The 20,435-nt window shown below is 61.3% G+C and carries 5 protein-coding genes; 2 read left to right on the plus strand and 3 right to left on the minus strand.

The features are described 5' to 3' along the window. Positions 1-447 precede the first annotated feature (447 nt). The gene (locus QT382_RS11320; RefSeq protein ID WP_289254137.1) at positions 448-1,248 is read left to right on the plus strand and encodes a hypothetical protein; all 801 of its coding nucleotides are present in this window, start codon (positions 448-450) and stop codon (positions 1,246-1,248) included. A gap of 11 nt (positions 1,249-1,259) precedes the next feature. Next, complete coding sequence (locus QT382_RS11325; RefSeq protein WP_289254138.1) at positions 1,260-1,538, plus strand: hypothetical protein; 279 nt, start codon at positions 1,260-1,262, stop codon at positions 1,536-1,538. A gap of 154 nt (positions 1,539-1,692) precedes the next feature. Here QT382_RS11325 and QT382_RS11330 read toward each other — a convergent pair whose 3' ends face one another. The 3 genes from QT382_RS11330 to QT382_RS11340 form a co-directional block, all read right to left on the minus strand. After that, on the minus strand, positions 1,693-11,862 hold the full coding sequence (locus QT382_RS11330; RefSeq protein ID WP_289254139.1) for a Tc toxin subunit A-related protein: 10,170 nt from the start codon (positions 11,860-11,862) through the stop codon (positions 1,693-1,695). 105 nt (positions 11,863-11,967) lie between these two features. Then, positions 11,968-12,540, minus strand: a complete 573-nt coding sequence (locus tag QT382_RS11335) for a hypothetical protein (protein WP_289254140.1) — start codon at positions 12,538-12,540, stop codon at positions 11,968-11,970. Between the two features lie 140 nt (positions 12,541-12,680). Beyond that, positions 12,681-19,949 (minus strand): SpvB/TcaC N-terminal domain-containing protein, encoded by a 7,269-nt coding sequence (locus QT382_RS11340; protein ID WP_289254141.1) that lies wholly within the window; start codon positions 19,947-19,949, stop codon positions 12,681-12,683. Positions 19,950-20,435: the final 486 nt, after the last annotated feature.

Genomic DNA, 20,435 nt, shown 5'->3' on the forward strand with positions numbered 1-20,435 from the left:
CGCGGTTCAGATGCTGCTTTTAGCTTGGAACGGAATCCGAAGACGTTTTACGACGTCGCTCCCTGAATCGCCCCAGCATTCGTGGAGGCCGGTTGGTGTGAGTCAGACCGGGACGGCCTGACGTGCAAGCTGGCTACGGTAGTTTGCCTCGGCTTCGGTCGGCGCCAACAGACCAGACTCAGTGTCAGCAGCCCTGCCGCAAGCAATCCGGAGGCACCTCTCGAAAGCACGAGTAGCGAGCTGAATACCGCGCAAGTCTGCATCGCCACTTTTTGGATCTGGCTGCTCCGTATCCGCTCCTCCAAACTAGGGCTCTTGCTGCATCAGTCCTTTAGGACGGGGTGCTGACACCGCCCAAGCTGGCGCCGTCTGATGTTGCGGCAAATGCCTTTCCCATTTGCCGCAACGTTTCTTCTAGAGTTGCGCCATCGACGAGCGGAGTACGAAATGCCCAGAACCACCAAGAGCCCGACGACGCGCAAGAAGGCCCAAGATGTGCCGTTGCTCAAAATCACTGTTCAGGTTTGGCAGCGAGCTGCCCAACGCCTCGAGGAGACCCTGCGAGACGCCTGTTTCCGGCGCGACGCGTACCTGGCCAAAGTCATCGAAGGCGAGCTCGCTTGCCTGGACCGGGAGGTCAGCATCCCGAACAGCCCTGAGGCCTACCGCTATGTGACCCAGGAGCTCGCAAAGCTGCCGCGCAAGGCGGTCACCATGCGGCTCCCACAGGCGCTGGTCGAACGCCTCGCCGAGATCTGCGAGCGCAAGCGGATCGTGCGTGACGCTTTCTTCAATCGGCTCTTTCTGCTGCTGGTTGCCGATGCCAAGACGGTCGATCAATTGCTGTTCCTTGGCGATGACTGCGAAGACTGGCGCAGGGACTTGTGGAGCAATCACAAGAACGAAACTGACGCCTTCTTTGAGAACGGACTGTTCCCGCTACGCGCAGCGCAGGATCCACTCTGGGCCATCCGCATGGCCCTCGAAATCTGGAACGAAGAATCCGGTTGCAGCGAGAAGTGGGTGGAGCCCACAAGCGGCAGAGAGATCCTCATCAACCGAACCGTTGGCGGAGCACCTACGCCCATTGCAAGCATCTATGCGACCCCGTTCTCCATCACGTTCAATAACAACCCGGGCGCAAGCCTGCTCGGGATGAGCTGCCACCTCCCAGACCGCCTGGTTCCGGATAGCGAAGCTGCCAAGAAGGAAAACGCTGCCTCGGAAGAACTGCTGGCAAGCCTCTAGGAGTGCGAACCATGGCGAAGACTCATCACGCACAGGCCCGGGCTCAGCAGCGTGGCCTGCCCCCATTCATCGAGGAACTTCTGGACCGCTATGGCGAGGAGAAGCACCTGGGTGGCGGCACGGTCGTCAGGTTTCTGAGCAAGCGCGGCCGGCGCCATATGGAACACGACATGGGCAGACAGCCTGTCGCCAAGCTCTCGCAGTGGCTCGACGCATATGAGGTGAGCAGCACTGACGGTGCCGTCATCACGGTCGGCCACCGCACGCGCCGTCTCCGCTGCAAGACCTGAAACATGGAAAGTTTCCGCTGAGCCCCAAGCGATTCAGCAATCTCGCTTGTGTACGTACAGCGGACTCTGACCGCCGTTTTCGTCAAGCCACGCTATGTACCCGTCGTTCCAGACCAAGAACGACTGCTTTGCATCGTTGCCAATCTTCAGTGGCTTACAACCCTGCGATCGCTTCAGCGTAGATGATCACATCTCGAAGCTGGGTTAGACCCGTGACGGACAGCTCGAAACCTGCGCCTCCTAGTGCTTCCTCCGGGTCTTTGACTTCAGTCTCAACGCGCCAGAAGCTTCGCTTCTCGTTCAGCGCCTTAAGCCCCACCAGCTTCTCTCCGTTAAAGGAAACCGTCGGGGCATCGCCACCTTCCCCTAGGATGGCAAACACCACTTGGCCGGTAGGCCGCACAGGCTGTCCGTTCCAACGCATCAACTCCCTTGGCATCTTGAGGCGAATGGGGGGCCCTCCTGAATCGCGGCCAAGCGCGGCGAACTGATCCGCGAGGTCGGATCGCAGGCTGGAATAGACCCAAATCGAGCCGCCCATTTCAACAGCATCCTGAAGCTTCATCGCGAGGTCTTTGTCTGCCTGAACTGGATCTGCACCAGGCTCTGCGGTATATCGAATGTGGAGAACGACGTCAGAGATGGTGGCGTAGTCAAACAGGCGGACCATGTTTGGCAAGTCGAGCCGCCATTCGCTATTGATAGCCCCAGCGCCCTCAAAGGGCAGGTACCGCTCATCTCTGAGGTTCGGTTCCCAGAGGCCGGCGTCGTTGTTGGCCGTACTACTAAAGATTGCTTCCGCCGGCCCAAGTACGCGCTCGGGTTTCTCCTGGTCTGGCTTTCGGATCTCGCTGCGCAGGAGACTCAACCTGCATGAAACGCCTGCATAGGGTCCGGTAATACACTGAACCGACAGCGCTACGGATTTGATCCTTCGCATGCACTGCCCCGGATGATCCATGTCGAACAGCACCTCAGGTACCTTGAAGCTGCAACGCCCGGTAGCTCTCAACTCCAGCAGCTGCCGCGGGTCCACGACGGCAAGGGAGACATGCTTCATCAGCTCCGGTACACGTTTGTTGCGCTTGATGTGCTCAGACTCCAGTCGCTTCAAGTCATGAATCAGGCTGCTTGCGGCAAGCAGTCCTTTTCGTAGCCCATTCCAGTGATCTGAGCGTACGACCTTGACTCCGGACTGTGACGCCGGGAGCTCTCGATTAAGGCAGTCCTCGGCCGCTCTCGCATACTCGGCCGCCAGCTGATAGGTCTTGTAATAGACCGTCGAAACCTGTCGGACCATCCAATCGTAGAGTCCCGTGTTTGTGAACTTGGACTTCAAGAAGGCGTCTGTGGTCTCCGAGCTTTCGATGGACCTCTCGAGGTTTCTCTTTTCCGCCAAGGCCATGGTCAGACGGATTTCCGACGCAATACGCTGTTTCTCAAGGCTCAGGAGCTCGCCGGAGGCCATGTCTCGCTGGAACTGCCAGTCCTCCAAGCGACGTTCGTAGCTCGCCAGCGTAGCAGTAATGCCTGCGGCCGTCTGGTCCTTGTCGCCCTCAACGGCCAACTTGTCGGCAAAGAAATTCTGGGCGAAAGCAATCGGCTGGCCACTGATCTTCAGCGCGAAGTGCGGCGATCCAAACGCACCGTTGGCGCCGACGGTGAATTCGGGAATCATGGATGCAATCGCTGCTGTCGATTTCATTGCAGCAACGCGAGTGCGCACCAGCAGGCCGCTCCTAATGCCGTCAATAGACTCCAGTTCCTTCGCCGACGTACCTCTATCAATCCGAGCGAGATACCAGCCCTGACGCGCCTTCACGGTGTTGATCTGTGTGATAACTGCCTCAAGCTGCGTCTTCGCCTCTCTGATCTGCTCATCTCGAATGTCTTTGTTCAAGCGAATTGCCTGAAGATCAAGCCGGGACCGCAACGTCGCCATCTCCTCGGCATCGCGCTTCTCCAGCGCTTGCAGCAGCTCACCACCCAGCACCCGCAGCTCTGAGGCGACTTCATTGGCCTTCTGAAGCATGACGGAGAACCGATAGTGGGCGCGCGGCTGGTTGAGCCCTGTCATGATCTGGTCAAAAGACAGACCAGCTGCACCGGCGCGCGCTAGAAGCGCAGGATCGATCGGTGGCGCGAACAGCGACAGCGATCGGAACACGCCATCGATGTTCAAGCAGTTCCTGACCTTGTACAGGCGATCAGCTATGCGATCCCACAGATCGAATAACTTTTCGTTGGGCGGAATGCAGAAGTATTCGTTGTAGAAGTTCAGGTGCGGGGAGTCTGGCTCCTCGTTCTCGGTGCAATCCAGGATGTCCTCAACGTCACCCAGCAATGTGTCTAGGTACTTGCTGAGCTCATCGTCGCGCCTATCGATCAAGGCCTGCAATTGCTCGTAGCTCTTGGCACCGCATCCTTGCGCAGCATCTCGATCGCACATCGAGATGTCGGATCGTGGGCGGCGCCCCAACAGGCGTGCAGCGAGCACGTATAACTGCGAGGCGGCAGTGATCTCTTCGCGTGTGTCTATACGGAAGCGCGCATCGGCCCACGCAATCAACGTATCGATGTATCGATAAACCACGGCTTTCTGGAATGAGATCCATCGACCGCGAGCGACCTGGAACGGCAAATTCGGTCTGCGCCGCCAGGCCATGATGGAATCCGCGAGATCCTGTAGCGCCTCTTGCCGAACTTCGCTCCCCCATTTGCTGGGATCGAGCAGAACATCGACGTTGTGCGGATTGATCGATCCATCGATCGCAGCTCGGAACGGCTGAGTTCTCCAGAACTGGCGCCGCTGCTCCGCACCAGGCGTGGCTACAGCGTCATCCACTCCAATCGGATCGAAGATGTAGTTGAACCAGCGTACGGCGTCCTCAAACTTGCCTTCCGCCGCGAACTTCATCGCGACCATGAACGGGGCGTGATAGAACGTCTCCCAGTTGTAGCAGGCATAGGCATCACGCGACTGCTCGAAAGACAACCCGTAGACGGGAAAACGCTCGATCGCTTGTTTGCTGAGCTGGGTCTGGGTTCGACCGCGGTACACCTCCTCGCGCCTCATCTCCTGAACACGGCCGGAGAACACGCTGGCGATTCCCCGGCCTTCGGCTCGCGTAACGAGCTCACAAGCCAGGGGATGGTGCGTCCGCGCCGCCAGCTCAAACGGAGATTCTGGTGAGTACGTGTCCGTAACCTTTTCTAGCAGCGTCAGGATTGTTTCGACCGGCGAGGACGAGGATGCCTTCTCAATCGCGTCGATCACCTCCGCAGCCCATGTGTCGTCCCACGTACTCTGTGATGAAGCCGACGACCAGACTTTGGTCTGAACGGGCTCGCTCAGAACGGCTTTCCGAAGGTCTGCCAGCGTCCGTGCGATTTGTCGGGCGCTGACGTGCTCGGCTTTTTCCTTCCCAAATTTGGTCCTGATTGCAATGTCAACGACGTCGTCCGAGTAGAAGATCGGCAGGCCCAGTCCCATCGTCATCGGCAGCGGCGTTGACGAAGGTACCAATGTCGCTCTGGCGATAGCAATGAGCGCATCCAACAGGCTTGCCTGCGCGGCCAACGTGACCGCAAAGCGACCGGGCGTTGGATCGACGCCTTCGGGTGGATCGGCCAGGATCGAATCGATCGCGTCAGCCACCGAACCAGGACCAGATCCCTCTTCCAACCGGAGCGAGGCGTTCGCCCCCAAACGCTCGAGGTAGCGCGAACCTTGCGGTTTTGCAGCTTGAACGACCGGATAGACGGAAAGTTGCGAAAGTCGGTCGTCGGACAATGGCTCGGGGTTTGCCAATGCGAGGCAACTTGCAAGAGAGAACGAGCCGATGAGCTGCCTCGATGCACTGGATTTCACCTGCGGCGGTTCACCGTCCTGCGGGAAGACAGTGAGAAGGATCTCGGGAACCTCGAAGTCCTGAAAGCTGAGCTGCAACCGTTCGACCCGATTCTCTCTGGCGAGGCGTGACATCGGCACTGGCTGAGCGGGCCAAAGGAGATAACTTGGGCTTGTACGCTTGGCTTGCCATCCCTCCTTAGACCGCTCGCTGGTAGCGAGCTGAAGCTTCCATCGAACGGCGGGCTCTTCTATGCCTCCCACTGTGACTGTGCCATCGGTACCTTGCTTCGTCGTGAAGGTCTCAGGCAACTTGGGGCGAGTCTCCTCGTGGGCTGCCATCAGCCAACCGAGGTACAGGCGCCCACCCCGCTTGAACAGCACAATGTGATCGGACTCGATCTCCAAATCCACCGGCTCCCAGGGCGCCCAGCGGCGCTCGTCTACCCACTGACGATAGAAGTAGCGGAACGGCTGAGAGAGTGTCCTCCCGAGCACGTGCATCACCGGTTCATTCGGATCAAACTCGTAATAGGTGGCCACGATGCTCACGCGAGAAACATCATGTAGCTTGTGCAGATAGCGAGTGAACGCAAGCTCTGCGTTGTCGTTGGTCAGCTCGCCTTGGTTAAGGTCCGCTTCCAGTTCCTCGAAGAAGCGCGATTTGTCGTCGCGAACTTCCGGCTCCATCCAGTTCTCTGGATACAGGAAGATTTTTCGACAGGCCTCCCACACCCGATACGTGCCCATCCACTTCCACTGCCCCCAGTCGACCAGCTCGCTCGCTGGTATCCGCCACTCAATCTCCAGCCCCATCGTGCAGCGCATCGCAAACTGCTGAACTGCCGCATGCGCCTGAACGATGCGGGAAGTGGTCATACTGGCTGCCATTTGCGTATCCAGCAGCAGGTACTCGTACAGCCTGTCTTTGGAGCGATCGAGGTTCGACCACCTTGCATCGCCCTTGTTCAACAGAGCGTCGACAAGCGCATCTCGCTTCTGCTCGCGCAGGCGGTCCTGTCCTTTGCGAATCGCCTCAGGCCATGCCGCGTCCGCGAACCGTCGACGAAGGCTAGACCGCAGCCTACTGCCTAGATCCAGTCTCTCCACCTCGTCGGGACTCGATATCGCGGCGGCGACGCCCTCTAGGTCTAGAGCTGATAAGCCCGTAGTCACAAGGATCTTGTCGACCTGCTCCAACCACACATAGACCTGTGGTTCGAGTAATACGGACGTGCCAAGCCTTCGAAGGTGATCTGTGGCATCCGAGGACGACAAACCAAACAGCCTCTTCAGGGCGCCTGCGATAAGGGCCCAATCATCGTCGGCAAACGTCCGCTGCTCTTCCTTCTCATGCAGAACGTCGAGAACATCCTTCCGGATTGAAACGAGGCCGGAGGATCCATCAACGGCTGCAACATCGGGCGTTGCTTTGAAGACGCGAGACCAAGCGAAAAGCTTCCGCCACCGAGCTGCCAACTCCTTGAGTTGCTCTGGCTTGCCGGGCGCATTCCCCAGCAGGTCCCCGGGGACCAGAACCTTCAAACGCTGCCCCGCACACTGTCCATCCTTGCTCGCTGCCGGGTCGTACAGCCAACTCAAAGATGCAGTGTCTAGCTTCATCCCCGCAACTGCGCGCGCGAACAGGGAGATGGCCTTGATTTGATCAAACGCCACGCTCAGCGCCGCATCCGTATCCAACTGCCCCAGCGACAGTACCGCTGGGCCCTTCCACGCTGGAGTGGTCTGCTCCTTCAATTGCAACCACCATTGCGCGGCGCTACTTCCGTCCATCAAACCCGATGGCGTTGCGTTGAACAGAACCCATGCTTCTTCCGGCGTGACAGCCAGTGACGCAGAAAGCTGCGCTGACAGGGCCGTCTGCCTGTCGAGCATCGCCGCATGTCGCTCTAATGGGTGGCAGACCAGATAGCTGGCCAACTCAGCAGCGATCTCCGGCTCCGGCGGAAGGCCTGGGACGTCAGCCTGGCCGGCACGAGTCACCTCCGCGTCGTTCTCTAGCCAGCGAGACAGCCGAACAAGAATCTCGTCACGGCTGAGTCCTGCCCACTGCAACGCAGGGCCAAAGACTTTCACGATCCACCGAGCTACAACTGGATGTAGCAAATCGCTGCCTAGCTTGACATGCTGCAAACCAGGCGCAAAGGGGTCCAAAGGCGGGAGCCCTTCCGGCAGGACTTCGTCCAGCAGTGCCTCGAGCGCCTCCAAGTGATCAGCTAGTAAGTTGGAGCCGCAATCACAGTCGCCCGGACCGCCCAGCCGATAGCTTTCGACAAGCTCAGCCCTCAGTTTGACCGCGTCCGCCTGGATTCTTGGGAGTTGGCGCCGGACCGACTCACGCAGCAAGCTCAATCTCTCTTCCCAAGTTGAATGCGTCGAGATGGAAGAGCCGACATCCTTCAAGAACTGCGTCCAGCTCTCAGGAGCCAGCCGTGCGCTGGCGTCACCTTGGGCCAGCAATGCAGTAACGCCACGCGACTTTACAGATTCCAGCGCCTTGTACAGGGCCAGCAGGCGCTCCAAGACGGTGACAGGGCTGTACCCGCTCATTGCCGTATCAGCACTGGATGCCGCGCCGGGCGGCGGGACGAGACAGGCCCCGAGCACCTGCGCATCCAGGCCCGCCGCGGTGATTTCATCCCTGAACTCGACCAACTCGAGCGCTGAGTGGGGATTCGTGAACGGGTTCCCCGTGGACATCGCCAGCATGACGCCCAGCGCCCTTGGACTGACATCGCAGGCTCGCTGCAGCAGGGACGCACCATAGAGTTGCGCCAACATCTCGCTGTCGAGCTGCTTCCATGAGGCCGCGGCGTCATGCCTCAACGCCGTTAGCGTGTTGAGCTCTTCACTGGGAAGCTGAAGCACCGCACCAAGCATGGCTTGCAGTCGTCGCTCAATTCGCGGGGCATTTTCGCGACCGACTTGCGCAAGCAGTTGCTCGATCGACGTTCGCCTGCCCTCCGGACTAGACAGGGACCGAAGCACTTGCAGCGCCTCGGCATCTCGAAGGGCATCAGCGCCGTTGGCTCGGGTATCAAGGAAGACGGATGCCCACTCGCTGGCAGTGGCGTTCCTCGGGGTAGTTGTCCGTAGCCTGGTGAAGATGCGAAGCGTGTCTCGGATTGACAGACGAAGCCTTTGTCCGAGTTCCCGCACTTCTGACAAGCGGAGGGCAAACCTCGAGCTGAACGCTGCTTTGCCGATGTCCTTTGACTCGAATGCGAGGTCGAGCTCGGAGGTGCGCCATCCCAACCGCTTGCGCAGGCGAAGGAACTTGGCCGTTAGCGATGGCCCCTCGTCGTTGCTCCAGACTACGCGGATCCTTGTGGAGTCAGCGCTGCACGGGTCAGAACCGACAGCGACAAGGCGAAAGCCCACGCGCCGCATGGCATGCGTCTGTTCAAGCTCAAGCGCTTCATGAAATCCAAGCCCTGAGCGCTGTAGGAATGCCGACAACCGGTAGTCGTCGGCCCTATCCCGATCGGGGTCAAACAGCAGCTTGTCGCTCCCACTGCCAAATATCGTCTCCTGCCCCTCGGCCTGAGAAATCCCGAGGTCGGCGAGTGCACGTGGCAGCCAGGCGTCATCGCCTGCTAATAGGAAATCCGGTACTGCGCACGTGAGCAAAGGTTGAACATCAACGCTCACGAGTGCCAGCAGCTCGCGAAGCTGTGCTTCCCCGAGCGACCAAGGCAAGCTGTAGCTACCCGGGACGGTGGCTGAGGCCAGCTCTTTATAGGCCGCACGCTCAACGAACTGCGGCTCTGCCGCGAGCTCGCTCGCGGACAACGTCGTCTGCGGCATCAGACGCGCTTGCCAAGGGTCTGGTCGACCGTGCTTCTTGACGTGGCGCCATACGCGGACTGCAATACCAGTAGCATCTCGGACCACCCACTCTTCGTTGACGCATCCCGGTTCCTGTTCGCGTTCCGGTACTTCCGAAGAGGTCACGGGCGATAGAAGATGCAAACCGAAGGGTTGTAAGGACGTCTGCAAAGACTTGAGGAAGCCCTCCGAAAGCGCCTGGCCTTCTTTGGGAATCCAATCAAACGGGCCATCTAGCAGGAAGGCAGATGTGCCCAGCAGCTGCTGCTCCAGAATCTCATTGACGAGATCGATGAAAGGCATCTCGATCGTCGCGTTCTCGCTGGAGAGGTCGATCTCAGCGAGATCCGGGCGACGGTCAAGTAGCAAGTTCAAGGCACTGCGCGAGGGAACCCCTAGATCGCTGCTGGACACTAGCCGCCGATGGCGCAGGAACTCGAGAACGTCAACCAAGTACGCCGCGGGGCCATGGATGGAGTCCCCCCAAGTGCAGGTCGGCAGATCAGTCAACCCAAACAGATGCGCAAGATCCGGGAAGTCGACGCTCTCAGGCTTGTGCGGCGCCTGCGCAGCACCACTTGTCACGTCGCTGGAGCGCGTTGCGGCAATGAATTGCGCGCGAGCGTTAGTCTTGCTCCATGCCCGGCTATAGATGCGTGACAGCAGAGCGGGCTCCAGGGCCAGAGCCTCGTTGGTGAATCGCTTGATGAAAGCGCCTCGCCCCATTCGAACGATGTCGCGCGCCCCGCGCAGAACCACGCTCGCATTCTTCGCCTGCTGGGCTAGACGACTCAGCAAACTTTCCAAGTCTTCGAATCCCCTGGACAGCAGCCTCCTGAGTCCTGACGGAATATCAATTGAAGGTGACAGCGCCACCTGCGGCACTTGTCCCACCTGAACTGCCACGGCGCCGTCGACGGCCTTCGTGTTGGCCGCTACGCTGGTGACAAAGGCGGGAAGCCCCCCCACTGGAGGGTTGGCATAAACGGCTGCAAGTGCTTTGACCAGCCCTAGCTGGCTCGCCTCCAACGTCGATAGCGCGTTTCGCGATTCGACCTTGATATCGGCCACCTCCGCGCCGGACGCGATCTGGACCAGAGCCGGCGCACCCTCACAGAGCGCCAACACGCTAAGGCGAACGCAAGGTCTCCAGGAACTGGCGTTCTCGTTCCTGGCCACGTGAATCCAATCCCTCACGACTTCGGCAGCCGCATCCGTCGTTGAACGTGACCGAAGCCGAGCCCTGAGTTTTGCAGCCACATTGACGTAGACCATCTCCGGCGGCAGCAACAACCCTGCCACTCCCGTGCCCGCATCCTCAACGCGCAGGTTCAACGACCTTGCTGAGGCGGCCGAAGCGCCTAGTCGAACGGCAAGGTAGAAGGCACTGAGCAGCGGGTCGAGGATTTGTGGCACCGGCGATGGCATCGGCCACTTGTCAGCATCCATGTCGTTCTCGGGCGGAAGCTGCTGCGTCCTAGCGGGCTCTTTGACATGTTCGATCGGGAGAATGGAAGCGTTAACCCCAGGTGCCGAATAACTAAGGCCGTGCGCCGCAATACCACTCAGCCGACGCGCCCAGCAAGCCGAGATCAAGGTCTCTTCAGGTTGAGCTGCAAGTCCGGAACCAGGCAACGATCGACTGATCAGCTTCCCGAGTCTCAAATCGAAGACTTTACGTTTGAAGTCCCAGTCAACATTTCCCACCCCGCCCGATGGCGGATCAAGGTCCAGCGCCGCGTCCCAGAGACTGACAGCATCCTCGACATCAACGCCGGATCCCGGATTCAGCCGATAGCGACTGAGCATGAGCGCGGCAATGGTCAACTCGTCCGGCTCCGGCTCAGACAGGGCGACGCGAAGCTCAACGCTGGCGGCGCTGATGAACTTCACCTTGTTGGTTTGCGACGCCGGGACCAGTGTCCGCGGATCGTCCACCATGACAACCGCCTCCATTCCGGACTTGGGGGCGAGTTCCTTAGGTTTCGCTGGCGTCGCCATGATCGCGACAGCCTCTGCGGCTCCTTGCGATCGGTAAGCGGGCATCAGCCAACTTGCCTGGCTGACATCAGCCGCGGCCACCGTCACCCACAGGTGGACCCGCGCCGGCCCATCGGGCGGGTTGGTTTTGAGCGCCAGTTTGACGCGCAGCCACTCAGACCACGTGCCTCCCCACAGTTCCGTATCGGCAGCCTTTCCGAGTTCACGATCAAGAACGGCCAACAGCGAACCTAGCGCATCCCAGTGTGGGCTTAGCTCACCAGGCGCTGTCTGAGCGAGTTCCTCCACCTTCTTGACGGTATCGAAGGTTGCAGGTGTCACCAATACGAGCAAGCCAACGGGCAACGAGTCGTGCCAAGTCGGCGGCGGTGTGCTGTTTGACTCGGAAGCCAAGAACGGCGCCGCCGCTCCAACGATCTGTGCGTAAGAGAGGCTAAACGTACTTAGCCGACCGTTTGCCCGTGCCAGCAGCCCTTCTTCATCAGCGTTCTCATATTTGTCTTTGAATGCTTGGATCACGCCCTCAAGCAGATCGAACCGATATTCCGCGTCAAAAAGTCCTCCACCCGGCTTACCCTTGGCGGCCAGCAGACGTGACCAGGTGTCTTTGAAATCAGCAGCCATGAGGCGCTCCCTGATGGAATCTTTGATGCTTCTAGTGCCCTGCTTCGAGGTCTGTTTCAGCAGGCCAGAACGTCCTTAGATCCTTTGGACGGCAAGATCGTCCAATCAACCGTCTGGCCCTGGAATAGCCGGCGGCGACACCGGCAACTCCTCCTGCGCCACGGCATAGAACTGTCGCGCGCTGTCGGCAAACACTTTCTCGGTATCACGCCCGCGCCAGAGCGACAGGGCGGTCAGCGTGGCCAGGGCGACGAGGCCCCACAGGGGCGGTGCGCCGGCGGTGCCCAGGGCATGCATGGCGATGCCGGCCACCAGCCCGATGGCGAAGGCGGCGGCCAGTGAGTAGTGCATCGTGTACTCGGCGCGGATCTTGGCGACTAAGGCACCAGCGTCGGGGCGGTGCATGCGCAGCCAGTCGTACTCGCGCCAGGGCGCCTTGAAGCCCGGGTGCCGCACCCAGCCGCCCAGGGTCTTGCCGATGGGGGCGATCAGGTGGCCCAGCACGAAGCCCACGCCCAGCGGGATGAAAAAGGCGAAGGCGAAGGCGTTCTCTGGGTCGAGGCTGCCACCGGCGGCGACGTTGAGCAAGTCCTTCCAACTGCCGTTTGTGTGCAGGAAGGCGACGATGACCAGCAGAACGACACCTGGGACGACTCGTGCCAGGAGATCGAAGAACAATTGAGGGATCAGTCGAAGAGCTTCCATTGGTCGATTCGATTGATGCTTTGCCTCAGTTCCCAGTGAATCCTAGAGTCGCCCAAGTCGATACAGGTCGGCAAAACGAGTTCAATTCTGGGGAATAGCTCATCGAAGGCGGCTTAGCGGTCCCACTTCATTAGGCTTATAAAGCCTGCATACAGGTCCGGCTCAATTTTCTTTCCCGTTTCTATCTTGTTGTAGTTCGATGGACTGCTCTTGCCACCAATTTCGTGGATGCGCAGTGCCTCATCAAAACTCTGCTGAGCTTGGGACTCCGCAGGCGTGTGGTCGATACTTACGATTGGATCGTCGTATAGCTTCTCTTTCTCTCGCGCCGAAACTTTGGCGCGATCCAATGAACCCTTTCCAGCATATTTCTTTCCAGACTGATGCGTGTTTGTGTACGAACCGTACTCGCTCTTCCTAGCCTTGGCGAAATCGTCCTTCACATCTTTCACGCCGAGAGCCTTTGGCCCAGTTGGCTGTGATTTGCTCTTTGCGCTTAGGAGACCTCCCGCTACTGCGAGGAGGCTCCAACCCGCTGAATTCACTGCACTCGAAGTGTCACCAGCGGAGAACTTCTCAACAGCCTCTGAACCGTTCTTGTAGGCGGATTCGGCAGCCGAGTAAGCTTGGGCCGCCTTGTCAACCTTCTGCAGGACTTCGACGGCCCTGGTGGCCTTGACTGCGTAGCCCGCACCACCTGGAACACCTGGCAATGCGATCGCAGCCGCGTCCGCAACGACGCCGATCGTGTCGATGACCGCATCCTTGACGTTGCCCTGCTTGACGTTGTCAACCAAGCTGTAGACGCCCATCACCAGAGACGGCAGGCCAATGGCGAGGTCCTCTGCCCATTGCCCCTGGCGATCGACATGCCTCACCGGGTTGTTTCGAACGTAGGCATAGACGTTCACCCCGTCCACCCGCCCAGCCGGGTCGGGACTGATCCATCGAGCCAGCCAAGGCGCCATGTATCGGGCGCCGTGATAGTTCAACCCTGTCTCTTCGTCCCGCTCCTTGCCCGTGTATCGATACCGTCGACCGGAAACCTCGCCAAACCCTTGGGCGGCAACCGCCGTGGTACCGAAGGCATGGAACTCCTCAAACGAGATCAGCTTCGCCGTCTCGTCCAGTTCGATGCAGCCTGAGCCGAGATGGTCATTGAGCTGGTATCGCCAGCGAGGTGTTGGGCTGCTGACCGCATCGCCGTCGTCTCGCGTCAAGGTCTCGAGCATCGCAACGCGCTGCGTCCCGTCCATCAAGTGCGAGGTGCTGCGCTCCACGCGCACGGTGGCCGAGCCCGCGCGGCGGCGGCGATAGATCTCATACGGGCCTAGATAGATGCGCTCTTCCACCCGCTGGCCGTGGCGATGCACCTTGCGTACGCGCTGCCCTTGGGCGTCGTAGCTCATCCACACCCGCGCACCGGCTGCGCGGTCCACGGAGGCAAGGCGGCCTTCGACATCCCAGCGCATCTGCGGCAGGTGCGGCATGGACAGCAGGTTGCCGCCGGCGTCATAGGCATAGTTCACCGCCGGTGAGCCCGAGGCCACGCTGCGGGTCAAGCGATTGCTGCCCGCCTCGTGACTGTGGGCGCGGGTCCAGACGGCTGGGCGCGCGCCTTTCCACTCATGCCGGAGAGCAGTGAGGTTGCCCTCGCGGTCGTAGCCGAAATCTTCGGTGTAGCGGGCCAGCGCCTGCAGGTCTGCCCGGTGCGGCAGGCGGCTGCCCAAGGGGTCGCTGGCATCCGGCGGGAGCGCAGGCAGTTCACGCCCTTCGGCGCGGGTGAGTTGGTACAGCGCGTCGTACTCAAAGAGTTGGCCGCCGGGCTCGGTGTGGCCCTTGTAGAAGTGCGTGGGGTCGGATTCGTCGGTGATCTCGACGATGTTGCCGGCCACATCGTGGAAGTAGCGGTGGTGCAGCAGCGGCCGGCCCTCGCCGCCCTGCTTGCGCCAGCTCTTCAGCTCACGCAGGCGAAAGCGCAGCGGGTCATACGCATAGCGGCTGAGCACGCCGTTGCCCCAGGCCACCTGCATGCGCTGGCCGCGGGCGTTGTAGTCGATGTTCAACACCACGGGTTGCCAGCCGCCCTGGCCACGGGGCCGGGCGCTTATGGCGTCGAGCAGGCCGCCGTCGCCGTACTGGGGGCGGACTTCGGTGCCGTCTGGGTGGCGCTCCTGCACCACGCGCGCCAGGGCGTCGTAGGTCTGCGCGATGCGGTAGGTGGTGCTTTCCAGTTCGTCCAGCACCTGGTTGGGGGCGCTGTCGGCATCCAGTGTCTCGCTGGCCAGCGGCTTCCAGTCGGGCTGCCAGCGGTAGACGCGCCTGAGCCGACGTGCGGTCTCGGTGCGGTTGCCCTTGAAGTCGTAGCTGAAGGTCTGCAGGCCGGCACCGTCGAATTCGCGGCGCACCTTGCCCATCAGGTTGAGCTTGCGCGCGGTCTTCGGGTCGCTGACGGATTCACCGTGGAAGACACGATGAACCAGGCGCTCGCCCTCCCGCCGCGGCGCGGGGCCATCGTCATCCACTTCGACAGAGGAAACCATGGCCGACAGGAAGTCGAAGAAGCCACCGGGCTCGTCCTGCGCCTCCGTGCCCGGTGCAGGCTCGAGCGGCGGAGCAGTGGCATCAGGCGGGTCGCCGGCCGCGTCAAGCACGAAGTGGTGAGTCTGACGACGCAGGCGGTCGTACACATGGCGCATGCGATGGCCACGCGCCGTCCATCGGCGCATCACCGTGCCGTCGCTGGCATGCAGCACCGAGGTATTTCCGGCCGCAGCCGAGGTGTCATGCATCGGGCGCTTCAGCAGGTCGAAGCGTGTGGTGCTGAGGTAGAGGCCGTCAGCGTCCTGGATGGCCAGCACGTTGCCCAGCGCATCCAGCGTCTGCCGTGCGATGCGGGGGAAGTTGCGGCCGTCGTTTTCGTTCACCTCGCAAACGCGACCCAGGGCGTCAAGCAAGCGCAGTTCGGGCGTGGCGGCGTAGCGTGCGGACAGGTCTGCGCAGCGCTTCAGGCGCTTGGCATCGTCGGCGTTCGACTGCGCTTGAGTGTCTTGTGGCTTCCAACCAGAGAGCGTGACCAGGTCGCCTGCGTCCCAGTGCTCCTGGCTCCAGGTGAGGTATGCCACCTGTTGCCGGCTACCGTCCGGCTGGTCGGTGCGCATCAGGCGGTCCATGGCGTCGTAGGTCATGATGGGGCTCACGCCCCACTGCCGAACCGCCGCGTCCGACTCAAAGCCGCTGTGGGTAGCGAAGTATGGCTCGTACTGACGGACGGGGTTGCCCTTGTCGTTGTAGACCACCCGCCCGCTGCCCACCCAGCGCTCCTGCGCGAATGCCTCTGAGGGACGGCCCTGCCCGTCGAGCACCAAGGCGTCCGACTGATCGCGCACCGACACCAGGCCTGGCTCGGCGCGCATCTTGCGCAGGATCTCGCGCCCGGAGCCGTCGGTGTAGGTGATGATGTCGCGCCAGCGCGTGTCGGCCGCACGATGCTGCTCTCGCTCGCGAGACCGGGCCATCATCGGTTGGCCGGGAGTTCTGAGCTGGTAGCTGAACTCGGCCGTCGGGGACTCCTCGCTGTCGCCCTCATCGGAGCCTTCTTTCCCCAGCAGTGCCATGGCCAGCAGGCGGGCATTGGCATCGAACCGGAAGGCAGTGCGATTGAGGTTGGCGTCGGTGATCAGGCGGGGGGCCAGCGCTCGGTAGTCAGTCTCGACGACGGTTTTGTTCGCGTATGGATCGGTCACCTGGGCCAGGTGCAGCGCATGATCATCGAATGCAAAGCTTGTGGTGTTGCCGAATGGGTCCCGCTGCTCCTTTGCCAGTAGGAACCGCGAGCGGTCGTAAGTCACTGCCGGCGATGGTGCCCACCAGGCGTCAGGGGGCAGTGAGGGCGGTGGATCTTTCGGCTGCAACGTCTGGCTGTGGACATAGCCGCCCTCCTTGGACAGGTCGATACCGTTCAGGCGCTGCGCGCCCAGCGTTGCAGCCAGCATGTCGGCGGTGAACACCAGTCGGATTTCCCGGCGAAGCAGCGCCCTTGCCGAGGCGGTACCGAGAGGGGCTGGCTTCTCAGTGCCCACTGAGTCAGCCCAGTATTCGAAATAACGGGCTTCGATCAGTTGAATCTGATTGGCCGCAGTTTCTGAAGGCTTAGTGCCAGGACTCGCCCGGGTTGCGTCAGCCAGGGCATGGCGCAGTCTGTCCGCGCTCCACAGTTCACCCGTCCATGCCAGCGGAGCCAATACAGACTGGCGTTGCTCCGCCGTGGGAGTGCCAGTACGGAACTGGTTCGCCAGGTCGTCGAAGTGATGAAACTGCCGGTCTTCAAGCGTCACCCATGTTCGGCCCTGTGCAGTGCCTGCTTGCCGCAGATGCCCATAGGCCACGGTGGCGCGGCGACCCACAAAGCCCAGCGCGTCGTGTGCCAAGGCCAGGGTGTGCTGAATGCGCGGTTGCTGGGGCGCACGCTCGGCACTAGGCTTGGTCAAGAGGGTGGCGTCGCCGCGCTCGATCACGCAGTCGAGTTGCTGATCCTCCAGCACCTGCACGGCCGCAGCCTGCCTGCCCTTGCGTGCCTGTAGGACCCGCAAGCCATGGCTGAACTCGCGAATGATGAACGGCATGCCCTGATCAGCGCTGCCATCGAGGCCATAGACCTCTTCACGCAGGGGCCTACCGGCCAACGCGCGAACGGCGTCGAGCTGGTCTTGCGGAGCGACGCCAGTCAGCGTTGGGGTGTCGATCAGGCGCAGCGTGCCAGGGTCAAGGCTGAGCCTCCTGTTCTCGGTGTCATCGGTCCAGTAGTCCGCGGCCAAACGGCGAGCCAAGTCGTCCGGAAGCTGGGCTCCGGTGTGAAACCAGTGCTTGGTCAAGCGTGGAGGCTGGTCGTCCTGCGGCTTCTTTGGTCCTGGTGCGCCAGCCGACTCCGCGTTCCACTCTTCGACGAATGCAAAACCTCGGAACTCGCGCTCGCGGCCGTCGTAATGCCCATGGTGGTACTGGTAGCGCGTGATACGTTGCGTGCCCGCATGGTCGTCAGCGCGGGTGATGCGGCTGACCACCTGAACCGGAACGGGAACTCGGGTGTGCCAAGGCTTGCCGCTGAGCTTGTCTCGGAGGTACTCGCGAGCCGAGGTGGTGTAGTCGATCGTGGTGCGGCCGCCATGTCCGTTGTCCATGACGGTTAGCAAGTGCGGCTTGACGCCACCGGTGAGATCCAGAACTCTCAGGCTCTCGGGCTTGCCCCCTGACGATGGACCGGACCACACCACACAGGCCGTACCGTTGCCCATGAGATCGACAACTTCCACGGAAGCGCCGGGCGTCCACTGCGGCAACAGCCTCAATGGCGGCTTGCTGACCCAGCGGTTGCCGGCCACGTTGGCATAGACATCAATTCGGTCTGCTCGCAGGTACAAAAGATCGGTGGTCCCTGAACCGTCGATGTCGGCGAGCCGAAGGCGCTTCGGGTCGAACTGCTGAGCGTGGTCCAGCAGCGGGCAGTCCGACATCACCACCGGCAGTCCGAATCGCCCGTAACCCAGGCTGGGCCAGTACACCACGCTGCCGTTGCGGATGCGGACCAGGTCTGGCAAACCGTCGCCAGACATGTCGGCAATGAACAGGGTCTCCGTGCCATCCGCGAAAACTGCAGGAGGCCCACCTAAGGGTTCGCGAGGCACCTCCAGCCGCCGGACGGCGGCTGCGTAACCCTCCGAGCCCAGCGAGTGCAACCAAACAAGTTCGTCCGCTCGAGTGATGAGAATGTCGGGTAGTCCGTCGCCGGTTAGGTCCACCCAACGTGCGCGAGGGTCGCTTCGAACGCTTGACGGTACCTGCCGGAACGCGTGGAAGTCTCCCCAAGTGTTACCGCCCCCATCACGGGCACAGAAGCCCACATCTCTGTCACCCGTGGCAACCAGGTCGAGGCGCCCATCGGCATCAACGTCAGACAGGAGGTAGGCGCCAGGGCCTGCCCTGGCCGCTTGTGGCACGGTGGGAAGTTGAGTTGGAGGCGCGAATTCAACCTTCGCGACTTCGGGCTCGCTGGCAAGCGTCATGCCGGAAGAGCCGCCGTCACTAAGATTGGCGCGAAACCGCCAAGCAGATGTCCCTTCCCACAACAGCCCTGGCAGGCCTTCACCATTCAGATCGATCCATCGGGACCAACTGGAGTCCATGCCACGCGGGAGTGGACCGGTCACATCTGCGGCTGGGAGTAGAACAGGATCGCGGACACGGCTGTAGTCGAAGCGCACGGGTGGCAAGGCGCTGTCGGGCTCGCGGTAAGTCTTCCCTAGTGAATCCCGACCGATCCCCAGCACGTCGACACTTTCGAGGAAGCCCAGGCCCGCATCATCGAGCGGGCTTGCAGATCGGTACTTGAAGTGATGCTCGCGCACGCACTCGAGCCGCGCTTGGGCCGCCGGCTCAATCCCAACGGCCGCCTTTCCGGGCAGTCGGTGGAACACCAGCGCGCGATGGCATTGGCGCAGCGTGCGGATTTCGAAGCCACATCGGTACGAGGACACCCCATCAGTGCGGAGTTTCCAAGTTGACAGCTCCAGCGGCGAAGGATCGGCCTCGTCGTGCTCGCCATAGTCGAACACTAGCTCGTAACACCAATGCTCGGCCCGAGGTTCAGCGATCTGCCAATGAAGCGGATTGAAGCGGTTGCCTCGGTCAACGCCCTGAGGTTCTCGATTCGCGTACAGCACGCGCTTCAGGTAGCGCTGCGCCGTGGCGACGAATCGACCTTGCTGCCAGCGCTGCAGCTCGTGCACAGCCTTGGGGTCGACTCCCGCACCGTCCTCCGCTTTGTATCGATAGATGGCCACATTCCCGCGGTCGTCGCGCACCTCCTGCAAAAGCCACGTGACAACCCGGCTTGGGTCTGCAGGATCTGCAATTCGCGCTTCGCCGTCGAAACCATACAGATAGGTGACGTTCTCTCGGCTCGTTACGCGCCAATGCCCAGGGTCACGCCCAATGGTCATGTCAGACCAGTGCTCGACGCGAGCCGCGAAGCGCTCGTTCCGCGGGCGGTACCTTCGAATGCGCCAGCGCTCAAACGTGGTGAGATGGGCAGAGGACGAACCGTCAGCTTGCACCTCTTCCCAAGGTACAAGATCATCTTCACCTGTGAGTTGAAAGGTGTCTGGATGGTCGCCCAAGCCGTACGTCGGGACACCCCGATCAGTGCGCCGGGTCACCTGTGGCACCGACAGCGACCAACCCAGCCCAAATGGCCCATCGCCACCACCCGAGCTGTACGAGAGCGTCAGGTTGGTGCCGAGGTCGACCCGACCTTCAGGCAAATGCAATGGCAGTTCGAGGCGGCAAGATCCGTTCGCTGGGTTGGCTTCCACGCGCTCGCCCATGCCCCGGATGGATCCCCCGCCACTGGGTTTTGACACCTTTGGAACCACAGGACCAAAGGAACTTCCAGCAGGGGCGCGTTGATCCGATGGGCCTTCAGCACTCGAAGTATCGCGAGCCTGAGGGCCATGGCTGCCTGGCCCGCCCCCGGCCAACCCGGCCCGGCAGGCAGCCGCGGGATTCAGCTCCATCGCGCCTCAAGCTCCAGGCACTCCGTGCAAGGCCAACCGGCGCGTACACGGAATCTGGCGAGAAGGGGATGACTTTGATTGCCGAACCAGAGCGAAACCAAAGACATTGGGCTCCCCTCCCACCCTCGCACAATGCAGGGCCTCGAACACCATCGCCTGAGCCCTGTTCGATGAGGTAACAGGGGCATTCTCAATACAAGCGAGCGTTCAGTATTGCTGCGGGCGACTCGGAAAGCCAGGGCCGCGCAGTACGCAGTCATCAAATTTGTGGATGGGCTGGCGATGACTCGGCGTCAT

It is taken from the genome of Pelomonas sp. SE-A7 (genome assembly GCF_030345705.1).
Taxonomy (GTDB): Bacteria; Pseudomonadota; Gammaproteobacteria; order Burkholderiales; family Burkholderiaceae_C; genus JAUASW01.